The 20,302-nt window shown below is 67.9% G+C and carries 19 protein-coding genes and 1 tRNA gene; 12 read left to right on the plus strand and 8 right to left on the minus strand.

The annotated features are described in order from the left end of the window. Positions 1-9: 9 nt before the first annotated feature. The 5 genes from ABIS05_RS00870 to ABIS05_RS00890 all read right to left on the minus strand — a co-directional run bounded on the left by ABIS05_RS00870 (position 10) and on the right by ABIS05_RS00890 (position 4,747). Complete coding sequence (locus ABIS05_RS00870) at positions 10-810, minus strand: molecular chaperone (RefSeq protein WP_348013434.1); 801 nt, start codon at positions 808-810, stop codon at positions 10-12. A 111-nt stretch (positions 811-921) separates the two neighbouring features. After that, on the minus strand, positions 922-1,386 hold the full coding sequence (locus ABIS05_RS00875) for a DUF4402 domain-containing protein (protein WP_348013435.1): 465 nt from the start codon (positions 1,384-1,386) through the stop codon (positions 922-924). 10 nt (positions 1,387-1,396) lie between these two features. Continuing rightward, positions 1,397-1,846 carry a hypothetical protein gene (locus ABIS05_RS00880; protein WP_348013436.1) on the minus strand — a complete coding sequence of 150 codons (450 nt, stop codon included), beginning with the start codon at positions 1,844-1,846 and terminating at the stop codon, positions 1,397-1,399. A 15-nt stretch (positions 1,847-1,861) separates the two neighbouring features. Beyond that, positions 1,862-2,425 (minus strand): DUF4402 domain-containing protein, encoded by a 564-nt coding sequence (locus ABIS05_RS00885; RefSeq protein ID WP_348013437.1) that lies wholly within the window; start codon positions 2,423-2,425, stop codon positions 1,862-1,864. A 126-nt stretch (positions 2,426-2,551) separates the two neighbouring features. Next, complete coding sequence (locus tag ABIS05_RS00890; RefSeq protein ID WP_348013438.1) at positions 2,552-4,747, minus strand: patatin-like phospholipase family protein; 2,196 nt, start codon at positions 4,745-4,747, stop codon at positions 2,552-2,554. Positions 4,748-4,787: 40 nt separating this feature from the next. Here ABIS05_RS00890 and ispF point away from each other — a divergent pair, with 40 nt between their 5' ends. Continuing rightward, a complete protein-coding gene (gene ispF / locus ABIS05_RS00895; protein ID WP_348013439.1) occupies positions 4,788-5,288 on the plus strand; it encodes a 2-C-methyl-D-erythritol 2,4-cyclodiphosphate synthase in 501 nt (166 codons plus the stop codon). A gap of 262 nt (positions 5,289-5,550) precedes the next feature. On the opposite strand, the gene ABIS05_RS00900 is transcribed toward ispF, so the two are convergent. Further along, positions 5,551-6,870, minus strand: a complete 1,320-nt coding sequence (locus ABIS05_RS00900) for an ATP-binding protein (protein WP_348013440.1) — start codon at positions 6,868-6,870, stop codon at positions 5,551-5,553. Between the two features lie 155 nt (positions 6,871-7,025). Further along, entirely contained in the window at positions 7,026-7,760 is a 735-nt protein-coding gene (gene ompR / locus ABIS05_RS00905; RefSeq protein WP_348013441.1) for a two-component system response regulator OmpR, read from the minus strand. 172 nt (positions 7,761-7,932) lie between these two features. On the opposite strand from ompR, the gene ABIS05_RS00910 reads away from it, so the two are divergent. The 11 genes from ABIS05_RS00910 to ABIS05_RS00960 all read left to right on the plus strand — a co-directional run bounded on the left by ABIS05_RS00910 (position 7,933) and on the right by ABIS05_RS00960 (position 18,930). Then, entirely contained in the window at positions 7,933-8,586 is a 654-nt protein-coding gene (locus ABIS05_RS00910) for an SIMPL domain-containing protein (protein ID WP_348013442.1), read from the plus strand. Positions 8,587-8,656: 70 nt separating this feature from the next. Further along, a complete protein-coding gene (locus tag ABIS05_RS00915; RefSeq protein WP_348013443.1) occupies positions 8,657-9,535 on the plus strand; it encodes an alpha/beta hydrolase in 879 nt (292 codons plus the stop codon). Positions 9,536-9,546: 11 nt separating this feature from the next. Beyond that, positions 9,547-11,796: a bifunctional (p)ppGpp synthetase/guanosine-3',5'-bis(diphosphate) 3'-pyrophosphohydrolase gene (locus ABIS05_RS00920; RefSeq protein WP_348013485.1), complete on the plus strand. Its 2,250-nt coding sequence runs from the start codon at positions 9,547-9,549 to the stop codon at positions 11,794-11,796. 44 nt (positions 11,797-11,840) lie between these two features. Beyond that, positions 11,841-11,917, plus strand: a tRNA-Val gene (locus tag ABIS05_RS00925). Between the two features lie 453 nt (positions 11,918-12,370). Next, positions 12,371-12,883: a winged helix-turn-helix domain-containing protein gene (locus tag ABIS05_RS00930; protein WP_348013444.1), complete on the plus strand. Its 513-nt coding sequence runs from the start codon at positions 12,371-12,373 to the stop codon at positions 12,881-12,883. 43 nt (positions 12,884-12,926) lie between these two features. Then, positions 12,927-14,405: a hypothetical protein gene (locus tag ABIS05_RS00935; RefSeq protein ID WP_348013445.1), complete on the plus strand. Its 1,479-nt coding sequence runs from the start codon at positions 12,927-12,929 to the stop codon at positions 14,403-14,405. A gap of 102 nt (positions 14,406-14,507) precedes the next feature. After that, positions 14,508-15,065: an SgcJ/EcaC family oxidoreductase gene (locus ABIS05_RS00940; RefSeq protein WP_348013446.1), complete on the plus strand. Its 558-nt coding sequence runs from the start codon at positions 14,508-14,510 to the stop codon at positions 15,063-15,065. Positions 15,066-15,342: 277 nt separating this feature from the next. Then, on the plus strand, positions 15,343-16,755 hold the full coding sequence (locus ABIS05_RS00945) for a CapA family protein (protein WP_348013447.1): 1,413 nt from the start codon (positions 15,343-15,345) through the stop codon (positions 16,753-16,755). Positions 16,756-16,966: 211 nt separating this feature from the next. Further along, positions 16,967-17,860: a PEPxxWA-CTERM sorting domain-containing protein gene (locus tag ABIS05_RS00950; RefSeq protein ID WP_348013448.1), complete on the plus strand. Its 894-nt coding sequence runs from the start codon at positions 16,967-16,969 to the stop codon at positions 17,858-17,860. 154 nt (positions 17,861-18,014) lie between these two features. Next, positions 18,015-18,383 carry a di-heme oxidoredictase family protein gene (locus ABIS05_RS00955; protein WP_348013449.1) on the plus strand — a complete coding sequence of 123 codons (369 nt, stop codon included), beginning with the start codon at positions 18,015-18,017 and terminating at the stop codon, positions 18,381-18,383. Positions 18,384-18,402: 19 nt separating this feature from the next. Then, positions 18,403-18,930, plus strand: coding sequence for a hypothetical protein (locus ABIS05_RS00960; RefSeq protein WP_348013450.1), 528 nt, complete (start codon positions 18,403-18,405; stop codon positions 18,928-18,930). A 338-nt stretch (positions 18,931-19,268) separates the two neighbouring features. Here the strand turns inward: ABIS05_RS00960 and ABIS05_RS00965 are convergent, their stop codons facing one another. After that, the gene (locus ABIS05_RS00965) at positions 19,269-20,297 is read right to left on the minus strand and encodes a vanadium-dependent haloperoxidase (RefSeq protein WP_348013451.1); all 1,029 of its coding nucleotides are present in this window, start codon (positions 20,295-20,297) and stop codon (positions 19,269-19,271) included. Positions 20,298-20,302 lie beyond the last annotated feature (5 nt).

Below are 20,302 nucleotides of genomic sequence, written 5' to 3' on the forward strand. Positions count from 1 at the left end.
GCGCGCCGTTCAGGGCAGCGCGAGGGCGGCTTCGGCCAGCAGCTTGCCGCCGGCCTCCGGACGCTCGCGGAAGCTGACCTTGAGCACGCCAGCGGGCAGGGCCTGGCCCGGGGTGGTGCCGGGCAGCTGCAGCGGCAGTTGCACGCGGCGGCTGGCGTTGGGCACGTAGACGGCCACGCCGCCGGCCTTGGCCACCTCGAAGCTGACACCGGCCGCCGTGGTGAACGTGGCCTGCAGGTCGCCGTAGACCGAGCGGTTGCCCTCGCGGTTCATCTGCAGCGACAGCAGGCCGCCGGGTACCAGTCTGAGCTCTGAAAGACTCATGCTGGCCTGGGTCTCGCCCTGGCGAACGATGACGGGAATGGACGCGCCCACCAGCGCGTTGATGACGACGCCGAGGTCCTTGCCACCCTGCTTGGCCAGGTCCTCGACGCTGCTGGCGCCGCTGGCTTCGGCGACGCGGTCGAACTGCAGATGCGAGCGGTACTCGCCGGCGGCCAGCGCCTCGGGCTTGCGCAGCAGGATGCGCACGATCTGCGAGCCGCCGGGCGGGATGGTGACCTGGCGCGGCGAGTAGCGCAGCAGCTCGTCGGCGAACTGCTCACCGGGGCCCGGCTTGTCGATGGCGATGAACTCGCCGTTCGCGCCCATGCGGCGGTTGACGAGGTTGATGCGGTAGGTCTCGGCCGTCTTGCCCTGGTTCATCAGCTCGACCTGGGCGGCGCGTTGCTTGTCGAAGACGATGCGTGTGGGGAACAGCATGAGGTCGGCACGCGCGGTGCACGACAGCGAAAGCAGGACCGCAGCCATCAGGCCGGGGCGCCACGAGGAACATGTGGAAACACGCATGGGCCGGATGGTCTCCGGTCGGCTTGCGATTCAAAGCCCGCAATAGCGACGGACTTCCAGCGCAGTTGCTCGCTACTGGTAGTTCACGGTGACGTTGAACGAGCCCGAGTAGCTGGCCGGCGCCTGCTGGTTGCCCACCGTCAGCGTCGCGCCGACGCTGATCGTCGCCGTGCCGCCGCCACCCAGAATGCCGGTGACGCTGGGGCTGCTGGTGAAGCCGTTCAGCGCCATCGTGTTGGGGCCGCCGTCGTTGAGGAAGACGGTGCCGTCGACCGGCAGCGTGATCTCGAACACCGCGCTGGGTGTGCCGCTGATCGTGAACTGGGCGGCGCTGGCCGTGCCCGACTGGTTGACGAGGATGACGCCGCCCGTCTTCATGCGCGCTCCGCCGCTGTTGACGGTGATCGTGCCGCCCGCGCCCGCAGTGAAAGCGCCGAAGGACAGCGCCCCGTTGTTGGTCAGCGTCTGCGCAGGGGCGGCCATGGCCGTCAGGCAGGCGGCCCACCCGAGCCACCAGCGCCATGCCATTGCGGTCATCGCCCGCGCCTCAGTTGAACGCCACCGTGATGACCAGCGGCGCGTCGCCGTCACCGCCGGTCGCGGCCGCGAAGGCCGACACCGCCGCCGCCATGCCGCGCGGCAGCAGGGCCGAGCCGGCGCTGGGAACGATGTCGATGGCAAAGGAGCTCTTCGCGTCCAGCGCCGCCGCAAACCAGGCCGGCAGCAGGCGCATCGAGCTGGGCGGGTTGCCCGTGGGCACCCTCGGCACGAGGGCGCCCGTGGCGGGGCCAGCCGGTGCCTGCTGCGCGCGCAGCAGATCCTGCACGCTGACGGCCAGGCCTAGCCAGGTGTTGATGGGCACGGCTTCGACGACGGCGGCGCTGGCCCGGGCCGCGCCGGTGGCTGCCAACGCCGGGGCCGGTGCAGCAGCGAGCAGCGCCAGGCAGGCCAACGTGGAAGCAGATGTCGAAGCGAGTTTCACGCGGATGTCGGGCATCGCAAGCGCCCCGCCTCAGTTGTAGGCGACGGTGACCTTGACGTTGCCGCTGTAGGTGCCGGCAGCTTGCGAGGAGCCGACCGTGAGCTTGGCGCCCACGTAGATGTAGGCGGCGCCCGAAGCCAGCGTGCCGGTCGCGGCGTCCGTCGACGCATCGGTCTTGCCGGTCGGTGAGGTGGTGGCCACGGCCTCGGTGATCCAGTCGATGGCCATGGTGTCGCTGCCGCTGGTCAGCACGCTGTCGCTGCCGGTGTAGTCGATGGAGAAAGTGTTGGCGCCCGTGCCGGTCACGTCGAAGCGGGCCGCGGCCGCAGCGCTGCCGCCGGTGGGCAGCACGGTCGTGCCGCTCTTGGTGCGCGCGTTGTCGGTGGCGACCGTCACGTCGCCGTTGCCGGCCACGACGTTGCCGAACACCAGGTCCGCCGCCTTGCTGACTGCGATGGGCTGCAGCACCACGGCCGTCGCGCTGGCTGTGGCGTTGTCGGCCGCCTGGGCAATGCGCAGGCCGCCGAGGGCGGCGAGCAGCGTCAGGCTGGCGATGAGGGGCAGGGGACTGGCGGTCTTGAGACGCTTGTTCATGTGTGGCTCCTGGTTTGCCGGACAGGCGCGCAGCGCCCGACACAGCGGGATAGGGGATGTTGCAAGACTCCCTGCCACGTTATCGGCCGATGACGGCGGCCATTGATCGTTATTTCTCTCAGGGGCTCACCAGCTTGGGCCGAGCAGCAGATAGGCCGCCGTCTCGCCGCCCCGCGTCGTGCCCAGCGCGAGATAGAACGGCCCGAAGCGCGTGTCCACGCTGAGGAAGCCGCTGGCCGCCTGCTGCCAGCCGCTGCGCGGCAGGTTGGCCAGCCTCAGCCCCGCGCCGGCGCCGACCGCGCCCGCCTCCAGCGAGAAGCCGATGCGCACCGCGCCGCCCAGGCCCACCGGCATCTCGCCGATGCGCCGCGCCATGACGACGCGGCCGAGCACCATGTTCTCGCCCAGCAGCGAGCCGTCCGGCGTGCCCGACAGGCGCAGATAGCCCCCCAGCGACCGGGCCTGGCCACGCTCGGCATGGGCGAACTCGCCGTAGAGCTGGCCGGCCCATTCGCCCAGCCGAAAGGCCGCCAGGCCAAGCAGCGAGGCGTTGATGACGCTGGACTCGCCGCGCGGGTGCAGCCATTCGATGCGCGCCGTCGTCCACTGGCCGCGGCTGGGGAAGGCCAGCGAGTCCAGCGAGTCGGTATGCAGCTCCACGTATTGCTGGCCATAGGTCTGCGAACGCCCGCCCTGGCCGGGGACGACGGGCAGCACGACCTCGTCGCTGGCACGCAGGCGGCCGAAGCCCAGCCGCAGGTCGCCGAGGCCGGCCACGCGGTGGCCGAGTTCGAGCTGCGCGCTGGCCAGGCTGCTGGACAGGCGCAGCGCGCGCTGCCCTTGGTCGAACACGTCGTTGGCGCCGGCCGTGTAGCCGAGCTTGGCGCTCACGAACCAGCGCGAGCCCGGGCCCAGCGGCTGATAGAACTCGGTGTTGAGGCCGCGCGTGGTGCCGATGCGGGCCACGGTGCGCGCTTCGGCGCCCCATGCATTGAGCCAGTTGGCCACGTGCATGGCGACGAGCGAGTAGCTGCTGGCGTCGGCGAAGTTGCTGTACAGCTCCAGGCCGAGGCGCACGCGGCTGGCGGCCCAGTCGGCCTCGCTGAGCTTGAACTCGACGTTGCGCCGGCCATCGTCGCGGTCGTCGATCTGGGTCTCGATGCGCTCCAAGTCGCCGGTGCCGTCCAGGCGTTCGACGGCGCGGTTCAGGTCGGCGCGGCCGACCGGGTCGCCCGGCCTCAGCGCCAACTCCGCCCGCAGTGCCTCGGCGTTGAGGCGGCGCGAACCGCTGATCTTCAGCTCGCCCAGCGGCAGCGCGGCCATGGCGGACTCAGGCACGTCCAGGCGGCGGGCCTGCAGGGCGGCGAAGGCGGCGGGCGAGGCCAGGGCAGCCAGGCGCTCGCCCGCCGCCAGCGCCGCCCGCCGGCCGGTGGCCATGGCTTCATCGGCGCGGTAGAAGTCCATGAAGCCCATGGCGCCGAGGTCGGGGTCAATGATGATGTCCTGCGCTTTCAGCTCGCGCAGCGAGCGCTGCACGTTCTGCTCGGTCAGGATCTGCAGCATCTGATTGGCCACCATGACGGCGCTGGTGATCTCGCGTTCTTCCAGCAGCGGCGTGCCGACGTTGACGGCGATGATGATGTCGGCCCCCAGGCTGCGCGCCACGTCGATGGGCAGGTTGCGCACCAGGCCGCCGTCCACCAGCGGCCGGCCGTTGACGCGCAGTGGCGCGAACACGCCGGGCACGGCCATGGAAGCGCGCAGGGCCTCGAAGAGCGGCGTGTCGGCCTGGTCCAGCATCTCGCCGGAGAGCAGGTCGGTGGCGACGGCACGAAAAGGGATGGGCAGCTTGCGCAGCGGGTCGTCCATGCGGGTGGCGGGCAGCAGCGACGACAGCGTCGCCTCCAACTGGCCATTGCCGGCCGCGCCGCCGGGCAGCATGGCGCCGCGCTCCAGGTTGAAGCCGAACTCGATGCGCGAAGGCAGGCGCTCGTCGTCCTCGCGGCGGCGGATGGCCAGGCGGTCACGCGCCGGGCGGTCGGCCAGGATGGCGTTCCAGTTGGCGCCCTTCACCAGGGCTTCCAGTTCGTCCAGGCTGCGCCCCGACGCGTAGGCCCCGCCGACGACGGCCCCCATGCTGGTGCCGACGATGAAGTCCACCGGCACCTGCATCTCCTCCAGCACGCGCAGCACGCCGATGTGCGCCAGGCCGCGAGCGCCGCCGCCGGACAGCACGAGGCCGATCCTGGGGCGCGGCGGCAGGGGTTCGGCAAAGGCGAGCTGGCAGAGGGCGAGCAGGCAGAAGAGGAGGGCTCGTTTCATGGCGGGCCGCACCATAGCAGCGTCCGCGAGAATTGCGCCCATGAACTCGTCGCCCCTCCCGTCATTGCGCATCGGCGAGGGCTGGGACACCCACCAGCTCGTCACCGCCCGCCCGCTCGTCCTCGGCGGCATCACCATCCCGCACAGCCACGGCCTGCTCGGCCATTCCGATGCCGACGCGCTTGCGCACGCCATCACCGACGCGCTGCTCGGCGCCGCTGCGTTGGGCGACATCGGCAAGCTCTTTCCCGACACCGCCGTCGAGTTCAAGGGCGCGGACTCGATGGTGTTGCTCGCCGAGGCCTATCGCCGCGTGCGCCAGGCCGGCTGGCAGCTCGTCAACCTGGACAGCACCATCGTCGCCCAGGCGCCCAAGATGGCGCCGCACATCCCCGCCATGCGCGCTCGCCTGGCCGAGGTGCTGGGCGTGGCCGTGGGCCAGGTGAACGTCAAGGCCAAGACGGCCGAGAAGATGGGCCCGGTGGGGGAGGGCCGCGCCATCGAAGCGCGGGCGGTTTGCCTACTGGCGGCGGCAGCCTGAGCTGCATTCGCGCCACCCGCGACGCATCACCCGAGCGTATTCGGGCCGAGCGCCGGGCCGCTCCCAAGCCGGCCCGCCAGAGGCTGCTTGCGGCTCAATGCCGCGAGCAGCCTCGTCCCCTCGGGGGCTGAGGCCGGACACGGCAAGTCCTGTGGACTTGTCGTGCCTGCCGAAGAGCGGCCGCTCGGTCGGCTGCGCGGTCTGCAAGACCGACCAGACCCGCCCGCGTTCAGCGGGGTGAGGCTGGGCGAGGGGCTCCAATTCAAGCCGCTTGCAGCTTCAGCACCGTGATGAGGCCGCCGCCGTCGGCATTGGCGATGGTCAACGTGCCGCCCAACCGCTGCACCGACTTGTCGACGATGGCCAGCCCCAGGCCCGCGCCACTGGCCGCCGTGCGCGCCGCGTCGCCGCGATAGAAGGGCACGGTGAGGCGCTGCAGACGGTCGGGCGGCACGCCGGGGCCGTGGTCGCGCACGCGCAGTTCTACCCAGGTGCCCTGGCGCGTGGCGCTCACGTCCACCCGCGCCGGCTCGCCTTCCGCGTGGCCGTAGCGGCGCGCGTTCTCGAACAGGTTGAGCAGCACGCGGCCCAGCTCGGTGTCGTCCACGAACACCTTGAGGGACTCGCTGACCTGCACGCGAAAGCGGATCTGGTCGGGGTCGCGGAAGCCCTGGATCTCGCGCTCCAGCACGTCGGTCAGCCGCGCCTCGCGCAGCTGCGTCTCGTTGGGCCGCGCATAGTCCATGAACTTGCTGATGATGGCGTCGAGCTGGTCGATGTCCTGCGCCATGAAGTGCCGGGCCTGCTCGTCGGCCACGCTCATCTCGGCTTCCAGCCGCAGGCGGGCGAGCGGCGTGCGCAGGTCGTGCGAGATGCCGGCCAGCATGACGGCGCGGTCTTCCTCCAGCTTAGCCAGCTCGCGGGCCATGCGGTTGAAACCCATGTTGACCTCGCGGATCTCGCTGGTCATGGTGTTCTCGTCCAGCCGCGAGTCGTACTCGCCGTCGCGAATGCGGCCGGCCGCGTCGGCCAGTTCGCGCAGCGGCTGGTTGATGAGCCGGGTGATCAGCGCCGAGCCGACAACGGTGGCCAGCAGCGCGATCGCCACCCACCACCAGTTGCCCGCCAGCGAGACGGACAGCGGTGCCGGGCTGGTGCGCAGCCAGAAGGCGTCCTCACCGACGATGTAGCGCACCCACAGGCCGGGTGCGCCGTTGACGCTGCGGGCAATGACCGTGTGCGGCCCCAGCGTGGCGGTGAGCTCTGCGGCCAGCTTCTGGGCGAAGGGGCTGGTGTCATAAGGCAGCCAGCGGTCGCTCGTTTCGGCCACGCGCACCTGCACCGTGTCGCCGCGTGACATCGACGTGATGACGGCGACGCGGTTGATGGAGTCGGTGTGCTCCAGCGCGATGCGGCTGAGCTTGACCAGGCCGGCCAACTGCTCGGCCGACTGCAACGCGCGCGGCTGCGCTTCCAGCAGCTTGAAGGTGTACTGCCAGGCCAGCACCGCGCCGGCCAGCAGCAGGGCCAGCCAGGCGAAGGTGCGCCAGAAGAGGTTGAGCGCGAGGTGAGGGCGGGCCATCAGTCAGTCAAGTTGTGTTCGGGACGAGCGCCGGGCCGCCCCCAAGCCGGCCCGTCAGGCGATGTGCGAGCGGCTCAATGCCGCAAGCATCGCCGTCCCCTCGGGGGACCGACCAAGCTTGATTGCGTTCAGCAACTCAAGATTGGGCGAGGGGCTCACGAATTTTCGTCAGGAACGAACACGTAGCCCACGCCCCACACCGTCTGGATATAGCGCGGCTGCGCCGGGTCGGCTTCCAGCATCTTGCGCAAGCGCGAGATCTGCACGTCCAGGCTGCGGTCGAAGGGCTCGAACTCGCGGCCGCGGGCGAGCTGGGCCAGCTTGTCGCGCGACAGTGGCTGGCGGGGGTGGCGCACCAGCGTCTTCAGCATGGAGAACTCGCCGGTCGTCAGCGGCAGCTGCTCTCCGTTCTTCGCCAGGCGACGCAGCGCCAGGTCGAATTCGAACGGGCCGAAGGTCACCGTCATCGGCTCCTTGCTCGGCGCGCCCGGGGCTTCCGGCGGCGGGCGGCGGCGCAGCACGGCGTTGATGCGGGCCAGCAATTCACGCGGGTTGAAGGGCTTGGCGAGATAGTCGTCGGCGCCCACCTCCAGGCCGACGATGCGGTCGACGTCTTCGACCTTGGCCGTGAGCATGATGATGGGCGTGCTGTCGTTGGCGGCGCGCAGGCGGCGGCAGATGGTCAGGCCGTCTTCGCCGGGCAGCATGAGGTCGAGCACGATGAGGTCGACGGTCTCGCGGGTGAGCTGCTTGTTGAGGGCGCGGCTGTCTTCGGCCAGCAGCACTTCAAAGCCTTCCTGGGTCAGATACCGGCGCAGCAAATCGCGGATACGGGCGTCGTCGTCAACGACGAGGATGCGGTTCTGGCGGGGGTTTGCGGCGTTGTTCATCGCGCTTCCTGAATTTGTAACAGCGCCATTGTGTTCAGGTTTGAAACCCGGGCTTGTAGGACAGCAGGCAAGGCTTACAAGTCGTTGCCATCTGGGCCGGCTAAGCTCATTCCCCGCCTTGAAAGGAAGCCCTATGCGTACGTTCGCTGTTTTGCCTGCCCTTGCTCTGGCCTTGGCCGCTCATGCAGGCGCCGACGTGCCGCGTGAGCGGATGAGCTTGTCGGCCAGCGCCAGTGCCGAGGTCGTGCGCGATGTACTCGGCGTCAGCTTCTCGACGACACGCGAGGGCGTCGAAGCTGCGGCCGTGCAGGCGGCGCTGAAGCAGGCGCTGGACGCCGCGCTGGCCGAGGCGCGCAAGGTGGCCAAGCCGGGCCAGGTCGACGTGCAGACGGGGGGCTTCTCGCTCTACCCGCGCAACGACCCCAAGACCGGCAAGATCAATGGCTGGCAGGGCAGTGCGGAGCTGCAAGTCGAGGGCCGCGACGCCGCCACGATCGCCCAGCTGACCGGGCGCATCAACACGCTGACGATTGCCCGCGTCGGCTACAGCCTGTCGCGTGAGTCGCGCGAGAAGGCCGAGGCCGACATCACCGCCCAGGCCATTGCCCGCTACCGCGCCAAGGCGGCGGAATACGCCAAGCTGTTCGGCTATGGCAGCTATGTGGTGGGCGAGGTCAACATCGCCAGCGACGAGGCTTCGGCCCCGCGGCCGATGATGGCCATGCGCATGTTGAAGGCCGAGTCGGCCGACGCGGCCCTGCCGACCGAGGCCGGCAAGGCGACGGTGACCGTCAGCGTCAATGGATCTGTCCAGTTGACCAAGTAGCAGCGGCTGAGCGCCGGCTCGCCTTTCAAGCTGGAGGGCCCTTGCTACGATGGTTTTAAAGGACTGTCACATGACCCAACCCGACCTTCGTTTCGTCAATTGCCTGGACGCCACCGGCCTGCATCGCATGGCGTACTGGGAGTGGGCCGGGCCGGCTGCGGACGCGCCGGTGCTCGTCTGCGTGCACGGCCTGTCGCGCCAGGGGCGGGACTTCGACGCGCTGGCCCGCGTGATGAGCCAACGCTACCGCGTCGTCTGCCCCGACGTGGCCGGCCGTGGCCAGTCCGACTGGCTGCGCCAGCCCGGCGGCTACCAGATCCCGGCCTATGTGTCCGACATGGTCGCCCTGCTGGCGCGGCTGGACGTGGAGCAGGTGGACTGGGTGGGCACGTCCATGGGCGGCCTCATCGGTCTGGGTGTGGCGTCGCTGCGTGGGCGCGAAGGCCAGCCCGGCCTGGTGCGCCGCCTGGTGCTGAACGACGTCGGCCCGGCCATCCGATTCGAGGCGCTGCAGCGCATCGGCGCCTACATCGGCAAGACGCTGCGCTTCACGTCGCTGGCGGAGGGCGCGGCCTATCTGCGCACCATTTCCGAGGGCTTCGGCCCGCACAGCGACGAGGAGTGGCTGGCGCTGTCTGCACCGCTGTTCCGCGAGGAGGGTGGTGAATGGCGTCTGCGCTACGACCCCGCCATCGGCCTGCCTTTTGCCACCATCACGCCCGAGTTCGCCGCCGCTGGCGAAGCCGCGCTGTGGGCTGCCTATGACACGCTGTCCTGCCCGACCCTGGTCATCCGCGGCGCCGACAGCGACCTGCTCACCTCCGAAACCGCCCGCGCCATGACGCAGCGCGGCCCCGGCGCCCGCCTCGTCGAGCTGCCCGGCATCGGCCACGCGCCGACCTTGATCCACGACGACCAGATCGCCATCGTGAAGGACTTCCTGAGTTGAAGACAGGCTTGATGCCCGAGGGCGCGGCCACCGCGCCCATCGTCGCGTTGCTGGAAGCCAGCACCGGGCACTCCAACGCCGAGGTGGCCCGTGCCCGCGCCTTTGCCGAACCGCTGCTGGCGGCCGAGACCCTGGACACCGGCGAGAACGCGCTCGCTCATGCCGACGGCGTCGCTGCCATCCTGCTGACCATCGGCACGGCGCAGGAACTGCAGGCAGCGGCCTATCTGGTCTACGCGGCCGACTTCCTGAGCAAGCCCGAGGAGGTCGTCGCCAAGGCCTTTGGCGACAGCCATGCCAGCCTCGTCATGCACACGCGCAAGCTCGTGCAGATGCAGCGCGCCGCACGCGCCGCCAAGGTCAGCACCGACCAGAAGGCCGAGCAGACCGAGCGCGTGCGCAAGATGCTGCTGGCCTTCTCGCGCGACCTCCGTGTGGTGCTGCTGCGGCTGGCCTCGCGGCTGCAGACGCTGCGCTGGCACGCGGCCAGCAAGACGCCTTGCCCGCCGGAATTGGCGGCCGAGTCGCAGGCCGTGTTCGCGCCGCTGGCCAACCGGCTGGGCATCTGGCAGATCAAGTGGGAGCTGGAGGACCTGGCCTTCCGCTTTCGCGAACCCGAGGCCTACAAGGCGCTGGCGAAGGGGCTGCAGGAGACGCGCGTCGAGCGCGAGCAGCGCATCGAGACCGCGCGCGCCACGCTGCAGGCCGATCTCTACGCACAAGGCATCGCCGCCGAGGTGCAGGGCCGGCCCAAGCACCTGTACAGCATCCACAAGAAGATGCAGGGCAAGGACCTGGCGCTGGACCGCGTCTTCGACCTGCGCGCGCTGCGCGTCATCGTCGCCAGCGTGGCTGATTGCTACGGCGTGCTGGCCCGGCTGCATGAGCTCTACGCGCCGGTGCCGGGCGAGTTCGACGACTACATCGCCAAGCCCAAGCCCAACGGCTACCAGTCGCTGCACACCATCGTGCTGGGGCCGGACGAGCGCGTGATGGAAGTGCAGATCCGCACGCGCGAGATGCATGACCACGCCGAGCACGGCGTCGCCGCGCACTGGGCCTACAAGGAGGCCGGTGCACGCGGCTATGCCGGTGTCACTGCGGCGGGCGAGTTCGAGGAGCAGGTGGCGCGAGCACGCAAGGCGGTGCTGAACCAACTGCTGGCCTGGGAGCGCGACACGGTGCAGGAGGTGCAGGGCGCTAGCAATCCGACCTTCGACGACCGCATCTACGTCTTCACGCCGCAGGCCACCATCGTCGAGCTGGCGGCAGGCGCGACGCCGGTGGACTTTGCCTACGCCGTGCACACCGACCTCGGCCACCGCTGCCGCGGCGCGCGCATCGACGGCCAGATGCTGCCGCTGAATACGCCGCTGCACAGCGGCCAGACGGTCGAGATCATCGCGGCCAAGGAGGGCGGGCCGTCGCTGGACTGGCTCAATATCGAACTCGGCTATCTGCAGAGCCAGCGTTCGCGCGCCAAGGTGCGGGCGTGGTTCAACGCGCTGCAGCAGACGCAGACGATTGCCAAGGGCCGCGAGCTGGTCGAGAAGCTCTTGCAGCGCGAGGGCAAGACGGCGCTCAAGCTCGACGAACTCGCCTCGCGCCTGGGCTTCAAGGGCGCGGAGGCGCTGTTCGAGGTGGTGGGCAAAGACGAGTACTCGCTGCGCAACATCGAGCTGCTGCTGCGCCCGCCCGAGCCCGTGGCCGACGAGGACGAAATGCTGGCGCAGCGGCACACGCGCAGCGCCAGCAGTGGTGCGCGCAGCGGCGTGCTCGTCGTTGGCATCGACTCGCTGCTGACGACGCTGTCGCGCTGCTGCCGGCCCGCGCCGCCGGACGCGATTTCAGGCTTCGTCACGCGCGGCAAGGGCGTGGCCATTCACCGCAGCGACTGCAGCAACCTCGCGGAGATGAAACGCCGCTCGCCCGAGCGCGGCATCGCCGTGGAGTGGGGCGGTGGTGATCAGGTGGCCGGATCGGGCAAGGGTGCGCCCGTCTATCCAGTCGACGTGTTGGTGGAAGCCAGCGACCGCCAGGGCCTGCTGCGCGACGTGCTCGAAGTCTTCGCCAAGGAAAAGATGAACGTCGTCGCCGTCAACACGCAGTCCTTGCAGGCAGGTGCGTCCAAGCCCCGGACGGGCGGCGGCGAGACGGCGTGGATGAGCTTCACGCTGGAGTTGTCGGATGCCACCAAGCTGAACAAGGTGCTGCGCGATCTCTGCGCCATTGGCGGCGTGCGCTCGGCACGCCGCAAGTGAGTTTGACGACAGCCTGAAAACGCTGCTATAGTGCGCAGCTCTTTAGGCGCGTAGCTCAGCTGGTTAGAGCACCACCTTGACATGGTGGGGGTCGTTGGTTCGAGTCCAATCGCGCCTACCAAATACGGTAGGTTTAAAAGCTCTGTAGGTTGTTAAACCTACAGAGCTTTTTTCATTTCCGGCCGCCACCCAGGTCTGAGTTGGGCTAGTCCCCCCGCACGCCACCCATCGGGGGCGCCTACCGATAGCAGCGCCTTGCGCAGCCAATCCATTTCGTCCCCTTCGAGGCGGTGCGAGACGTGTGCGACCTGCTGAGGTGAACGAGATTGGTGGCCACTGACGGACATCCGTTGCGCGGACGGTTCGGCTCGGACCCTTCAAAGCCGATTTGCTACCCAGGACTTCGCCCGTAGGGGCGCGCGGCGGTGAAGGTGCTCCGGATCGGGATCGGGATCGGTAGCATCGCGGAGTAGCGAGGCCCGTCACCGTCGATGACTTCGAGCTTTTTCCAGCAACTTGGCGCCACGCTGCACTTCCGATCGGATGGCCAGCAGATACCCCGAACTGACGCTTCATGACGTTGCCTCTTTCTGACGCCGCCCCCATCGATCTCGCGCGAACCCCCGCCTTCACGCTCGGCGCCACGCGTGTGAACCCGGCTTTGCGGGAAGTTGTCGTGGCGGGGCAGGTCGAGATGCTGGAACCGCGGGTGATGCAGGTGCTCGTTGCCTTGGCCGAGCAGCGTGGTCAGGTGATTTCTCGCGATACCCTGAGCCAGCGTTGCTGGAGCGGGCGCACGGTGGGCGACGACGCGTTGACGCGCTGCATCGCCCGCGTACGGCGCCTGGCGGAGGCCTCGGGCGACTTCAACGTCGAGACGATCCCCCGTGTTGGATACCGGCTCACTGCCGCCGAAGTCGAAGCTGAAGCTAAAGACGAAGTCGAGGCTGCACCTGCACCGCAGCCTGCGGCCCCGCCAGTACCGGCGCGCCCCCAAGCCTCGACGCACCCTTTGGATAGCAAGTGCTCTGACCGTCCTTGCTGTATTGGTAGCAGTCGGCTTTCGCGCCTACGTCGCACAGGGTGACGACCGCCGCGCCGCCGGAGTGCTGGAAGACAGAACCTTCATCGTGCTGCCCTTCAAGACGCACGATGAAGACGATGCAGCGTCGCGCGTTGTCGCGCAGAGCGTTGTCGCCTCGCTCACGGAGGTCTTGACCCGCGCCGGCCAGCAGGTGGTGTCGCCGGCCAAGGGCGAGAAATACCGTGGCGCCGATCGAAGCCGCATCACGGCGGAGACCGGTTCGCGATTCATCGTCGATGGCGAGGTTCATCACGACGGCCGCTCGATGAGCGTCGCGCTGCGCATCGAAGACGGGCGCACGGGGCGGCTGGTGATGTCGAACGTCTTCGAGCGCCCGGCTACCGCTGACGTGGCCGGCTTCGCCGATCTCGTGGCCGGGTACGTCGGTGTGCGCAGTTGGTCCTACACGCCCAGTGCCGTGCCATCCAGCCACCCGGAGGTCGAGGCGGCCGGCTACCGCATTGCCGAACTGCTGGCACATCGCGAAACCCGAGCCGCCTACGACCTGGGCGCGGCCATGGCACGCAAATACCCGGACGACCCTCTCGCGCTGATGCAGTTGGTGGCCAACTCGACCTTCAACTACTGGTCGTTCCAGCAGGATGAGGTCGAGTCCAGGATGCGCGCCGCCCGCGCGACCGAGCAGCGTGTCAGCAAACTCTTGCCACGCTATGGGGATCTGAGCGTCGCAAGGTCACTGTTCGTGCCGCCGCAATGGTGGACTGAGCGTGAGGCCCTGCTGCGCATGGGTCTGGCACTGGACCCGGATACCCGCCTTTCCGGGCATGCGCCGGCCGGTTTGCTGGGGGAGGTCGGGCGCCTGCGCGATGCCGAACAACTGGAGGGCGGCGAGTTGGGGCGCGATGCCTTCAATCTTGAAAAGATCCTGCGCCAGTACACCCTGCTGCGTACGCTGGGGGACCGTGCGCAGAGTGACGCCCTGGGTGCCCTGGTGGCCCGCTTCGTACCGGGCAACGCCGAGTTCGCGCTGCGCCAGTTCATGGCCAGTGACTTTCGCGGCCAAGCCGCCGAACCCGCGCGGCTGATGGCAGATCCGACCCTCGCCTCCCTGATCGAGCCGCCCGAGCGGCCGCCCCGGATCCGCCAGATGCTGGCGGCCCTGCAATCGAGGCGCCCGCGCGACATCGACATCGCCGTGCCCGGGTGCACGCCCGCGTGGGTCAGCATGCAGACGACCGTCGTCTGCCTCGTCGGCCTCAGTGAGCTGGGTCGCCTGGACGATGCCTTCGCCTTCGCCCTGGCGATCTACCCTGACCTGCGCGCCGCCACGCGGGAGGCCGAAGACCAGCATTGGCTGCGGCGCGACCGCACGCTGTTCGACACCACCGTGCTGTACCGCCCGGAGCTGGCGCCGATGCGCGCCGATGCCCGGTTTGCCGCCCTGGCCGAGCGCATCCGGCTGCTGGACTACTGGCGCGCCGGACACCCGCCGGACTTCTGTGGCGCCGAGGCCGAGACCGCGGCCAAACCACTTCCCATCTGCGCCGCCATCGGCAATCCATAGTCGTCATCGGTGATCCATCGGCTGTCCGCCCTGTCCCAACGGCCCTGCCGCTGACAGAGTGAGACGGGTGGCAAAAGGCCACTTTTCGATGGAGAACCGAACATGATTCGCAATGCCTTGGCGCTGTGTGCAGCGCTCCTGCTCTCGATTTCGCCCGCCCACGCCGTTGACGCGAAGCTTGCCAACCCGCCCCTGAGCGCCGCCGACGAAGGCGCCGTGAAGGCGTTGACCGGCAGCTTCGTCGACGCATGGAACCGGCACGACATGAAGGCCTTGCACGACATCGACACCGATGACGTGCAATGGCTCAACGTGGTGGGCCACAGCTGGGTGGGCAAGACCACCGTCTACCGCGGCCACTCGGCATTCCACAAGCGGATCGCCAGCCACTCCACGGTGCGCATCGAGCAACTGGACATCCGCCCCCTCGCCCCGGGCGTCGCCGTGGCCGTCGCCGTCATGCACTTCAGGGACGTGCCTGGGCCCGACGGCCAGGCTGCTGGCCCGGTCACCAAGACACGTGCCTCCTTCATCGCCGTCAAGCGCCAGGGCAGCTGGAAGATCGGCCACTTCCAAAACACGGCGATCGAGCCGCGCTTCGAGAACGACGACCTGCCGAACTGGCCCGAGGCGGAGTCGCCGCCCGTCGCGGGGAAGTAGCCGAACCTCGTCGGCTGAATGAGGCCGACGGGCCGCAGCGCAACAGGAGCCAGGCGCCTTGGCCGCCAAAAGCAATTCGGCTCGCCTGTCCGTTCCCGCCCCGTCAGCTCGTTCACTCCAGTAGCAGCTGACGCGCAAGCGCAGCGTCCTCACTTCTTGCCAACGGAGTTGCCATGTTCAGGTCAACCCGGCTCACGGTCGTCCTCGATCGCCAGCCGATCAAGGCGACGTCGCCGTGATTCGCGTCTTGCTCCGAGCCAGGCGTCGAGGGCTTGCCGTGCTTTGCGCGCTGCTTTGCTTCGCGTCGACACGGGTGTTCGCCCAGCCGGCCGAGCCCACTGAACTGCTGTGCAGCATGCGCACGGGTGAGTCCACCGCGACGCTGCGCGTCTCGCCAGGCGCAGACCCGCTGGCGCCTGCAAGCGTGCGGGTCGGAGACAGCTACGAGCTGCGCGCAGTGGCCTTGGCTGGCGCGGCGAGAGGAGAACGGGTCTCACACATTGTCGTCACCGTGCTGGACCTGGAGGGCACCGGGCGCCCGGTCGTGCTGTCGCAAAGCCGTTGGCCTGCGGCAGGGCACGATGTCCTCGGTCAGGACGCCGCCTGGCAACCGACCTTGTCGGGTTGGCAGCGGGCCTATTCGCCCAAGCTGGGCCGCGAACTGGCCTGGGGTTGCGCCTTGGTACAAAATGGCGCGACACCCGAGGGTTGGGACCGTGCGGATGCGACCGGAGACAACGCGGTCATGGCCCAGCGCCACCCTGCTTTCGTCAAGGTCGGCGCGGGCGCAGCGACGGTGCGGCTGGCGTGGATGGGCGACGTCATGCTGGCGGACGGGCCTGGCCGCCTCATCGCCCGTGGGCAAGACCCGTTCGCCGCCGTCATGAACGCGATGAAGGGCGCCGACCTGCGCATCGCCAACCTCGAATGCGTCATCGCCACCGGCGGCACGCGTGCCATCAAGCCCTGGACCTTCCGCGCCCGGCCTCAAGCGCTGGACGTGCTGCGCCGCCACGTGGATGCCGTCTCACTGGCCAACAACCACTCGGGCGACTTCGGCCCGCAGGCCTTCGCGCAGATGCTCGGCCGGCTGCAGCAGGCCGGCCTGCCTTACTTCGGCGGCGGCACCGACCTGCGCTCGGCGCATCAACCCGCCATCATCGAGCGCAACGGGCTGCGCATCGCGCTGCTCGGCTACAACGAGATGTTCCCGCGGCGGTTCGAAGCCGGGCCCGACAGCCCGGGCATCGCCTGGGCCGACGAGGAACAGATCGTGGCCGACATCCGCGCCGCCCGGGCCCAGGCTGACGTGGTCATTCCCTACATGCACTGGGGGCAGGAGCACAGCGAGACCTCGCACGCCCGCCAGCACGCGCTGGCCCGCTTGATGATCCGCGCCGGCGCAGATGCCGTGGTCGGCACGCATCCGCATGTGCGCCAGGACACCGAGGTCATCGACGGCAAGCCGGTGATCTACAGCCTGGGCAACTTCGTCTTCGACGGCTTCAGCGACGCGGACAACAACACCGGCTCCATCCTGTGGATGACGGTCACAGCGGCCGGCGTGAAGGACTGGCACCTGCAGGAAGTCCACCTCGATCCGTCAGGGAGCCCGCATTTCCAACGCGTTGCCGCAGCGCCTGCCGCCGATTTGGCGTCGGCAAGGTGGGGCGGTTTGATGAAGCCGTAGAAAGCATGTCGACCGCCATACCTGCTTGTCCAGGATCGGCGAGAAAAGACGTTCAGTCAGTAGGAGGCCGGTTCATTGGTTCGCTGTGCACCGAAGCGACAGGTTCCAGCAATAGCGTCCTAAATCGGCGATTGATTTGACTCCCAGCATCTGTACGCGAATTGGTTGCGACAGAAATATCCGTCATCAAATATCATTTTGGAGAATACTTATGCTTGGTTCCGCGTCGGCGATGCGAAATTTCCCATCTGCTGTCAGATCGAAAATATCGAAGTTGGCAGCGCTTGCGCTGGCAGTTCTGGGGTCCATTGTTGCTTCCGGCACTGCGAATGCCGAAACTACCCAGATATTCAGCGCATCAGTCGGCGGCGTGCGCGTGGGCGAGGGCACAGACCACTTCGGATCATCACGCAGCGAATCGTTCCCGGTCGATGAGGCAATGGGTGGAACCTATTGGCGGACTGAAGCGTCGTCGAATGACATCGGCGGGGGATTGGTTTCGGTAAGAACTGCGATCACGTCGCCGCCCAGTGCGACGCCTACGTATATCCAGAGCCTGCAAGCACATGCGCAACTTTCGTACAAATTCATTTTGGACGGGCCATCGACAACTGAGAATATTCCAATTCTTCTGAATGGCGCCGGCGGCGTATCGGCAAATTTAAATTATGGCAATGCATTCGCCTCTTTGCAGCTCGGCGGTTCCGGGCAGCTTTATGCAAACTATAGCCTTGATGCGATCCTCCTGAACAACGGCAGCGAGGTCAGTTCGCATTCTTTCAGGGTGCACGACATCTATTACATAACTCCTGGAACTACGCTCGTTCTCTCGATGGAAGCCTTCTCTAGCGTGTCATATCCAGGCATCAATAACGGCAAGAGCGAGGCGACGTTTGCTTCAGTCGACCCGACTTTGACAATCCTGGGTGGTTTCGGCGAAACCTATCATTTCGTCGGACTGCCGGAATCGGCGATCGGGTCCCCTGTGCCCGAGCCGACGACCTGGCTCACCATGCTCGCCGGCTTGGGCGTCACCGGCGCCTTGATGCGCCGCCGCCGCGGACTCTGCTCAATCCCGGCGTGCGTGCAAAGCCTGATGGCTTGAGGTATGCGTCGTTGCGGCCCCCTGCCGGCGGCTTTGCGGCCGTCCTCTGGCATGGCAGACCGCTACGCTTTTGTCATGCGTGCGGCGCGGTCCCGCGTCAACATCTGAAAAGAACACATCCATGCGATGTACTCCGCCGGCCCTGGCGTGGAGCTTGGTTGCCGCGCTCGCCTCATTGGCCAGCGCCACCTTGCCCGCGTCGGCCGCAGCCCAGACGGCCTCGGCCGCTGCAGACCACAACGTTCCGGCCACCCGCACCTGGCCGTTGCGCGCCCGCGTGGTGGCGAGCGGCCTGAAGCAGGCTGACAAAATTGCCCAAGGCCAGGCGACCGGCGCCGAGTGGCGCACGACCCCTTTGATCGGCACGCGGCTTCGCGACCGCTACCTGCACGACGGCCGGGCCACCAGCTTGCGCGACCCGGTGCTGGAACATGGTGGTGAAGGCGAGATCGTGCGAAAGCGCTTCTTTGAACTTGATGAAGACGAGCAGCGGGCCGTCTACGCGTTCGTCGCACGTCTGTAACGCTGACCAAAGGCAGGCCATGAAAAGAAATCCTTTCAGATCTCTGACCGTCATCCTCGGCACGGCCGCAGCGCTTTCGCAGACGCCTCTCACGGCCCACGCCCAAGCCACCTCGCGTCTGTGCTCAGGCACGGCCGGTGAAACACCCGGCCCCGCCTGCCTGGCCGCACACCAGGACATCGGCGCGCTGCCGCCAGGGCCGCTCTACTGGAGCATCTACACCTTCGCAGACACCGAGGCGGCCGTGCGCGCACGACCGCCACATGGCGCCGTGGTGCAGGCCTTCGGCCGAGTGTGGCTGTTCGACATCGGCAGCAACGCGCGCCAGCTTCCTGGCGGTCGCCACGTGGCCGACGTCGGCCCGTTGCCGCTGGATGTGTCCACGGGCAACGTCAGCGTCGAATATCTCAAGTCCACCTTCTCGCCCGGCATGACGGCGCCGCTGCACGTCACTCCGGCCCCGAAGCCTTTTACGCGATCAGCGGCGGCACCTGCCTCGAAACACCCGACGGCGCGCAGGTCGGCCGCGGTGACGGGCACGCCCTGATGGTGAGGCGCGGCCCGCCCATGCTGCTTCAGGCCATCGGCAAGGAGCCCCGTCAGGGCTTCGCGCTGATCTTGCATGAGGAAGGCAGTTCGCCGACGACGCTTACTTCGACTTGGCAACCCAAGGGCTTGTGTCCCTTGGAGTGATGGACAGGTTCGTCAAGATGGCTTGGCCTAGTAACCTCGACGTGCGTGTGCCGTGGCCGCAGTAGCTAGGGGAATTGCGGCTGCAAAGTAGTTCTGGTCACGCTCAGTTCGTCAACTTCGCTACGGCAAGTTCGCCGACCTTTCGCCCCAGCGCTGTCCCGACCTCAGTCGAGTTGCGATAGTGCACACTGCCTAGATGCGCGCGTTCGACACCTCTTGAACGAACGCGTCGATGGTGTTCCAAGTGCGCGGCACACCCGGCAGCTTCGGGCTGGTACAGCTGAGTCGCGGAACGGGTTCGCCTGCGGTTTCTGCACGCAGGACTGCACCGTAGCCGCCGGCGACCGCGCAATGCGCGCAGGGGTACTCGGGGTGCATCGGAGTCTCGATGAAAGGCAGCCAGGATGGGGCGCGCTCGGTTGCGTCATTCCCGTCCTGATCGCCGTTTCGTATCGCCGTCAACGGCCGCCAGAACTGGTAGGAGAATTTGGCATCGAAGACAGCGTCGATTGCGTCGACCCCAACTTGCGCGAACACCGCGAGGAAGCGCGCATTGCGCGTCACGTCTCGCCCCGGTTGGTCGGTGATCGAATGCGCGAGCGGGAAGTAGACGGCCGGTCCGGCAGTGCTCCAGAAGCGTGCGATCGCTGTTTGCTCCGAGGAGCGCGCGTTGCCGGAGCGGGCGCCCATGGCTTTGACCTCGTCGTAGTCCCGCGACCAGATGGCGCTCTTTAAATCGGGTGGCGGTCCCGGTCGAAATTGATCGACGCGGTCGAGCGTCCAGCACAAGTTGACGCGAGGCGAATCGCCGCCAATGGGGACGACCGTTGGCACGTACATGCCGGGACTTGTCGCCGGGCGGTAGTACGCGACCTCCGCCGTTTCGACGGGGCGGCGTGCGACGAGTCCGGCCACCGCCTGTTCGCCTATGGCAATGCCGTCGCTCCGCGACTCGCCGTCAGGGATATGGGCGAGCGCGGCCATATATGCCGCCTCGATCGCGCCTCGCTGCGACGGCGCAAGCTTCAAGAGCATCGATCGGTTGACCGCAGCAACTGAAGCTTCAAGCGATGCGCCGGGTGGAGGCTTCAGCGTCCGGCTGGCAGCCTTCGGGTACTGGCGAGTGATCGCATTGACCGCATTGAATACGGCTGTCTGAACGAATGCGAATATCTCATTGCCTAGCGGACCGGGTTGATGGGCGGCAATGATTGCTAGCATCTAGG

It is taken from the genome of Roseateles sp. (genome assembly GCF_039929605.1).
In the GTDB taxonomy this organism is placed as follows: domain Bacteria; phylum Pseudomonadota; class Gammaproteobacteria; order Burkholderiales; family Burkholderiaceae_C; genus Pelomonas.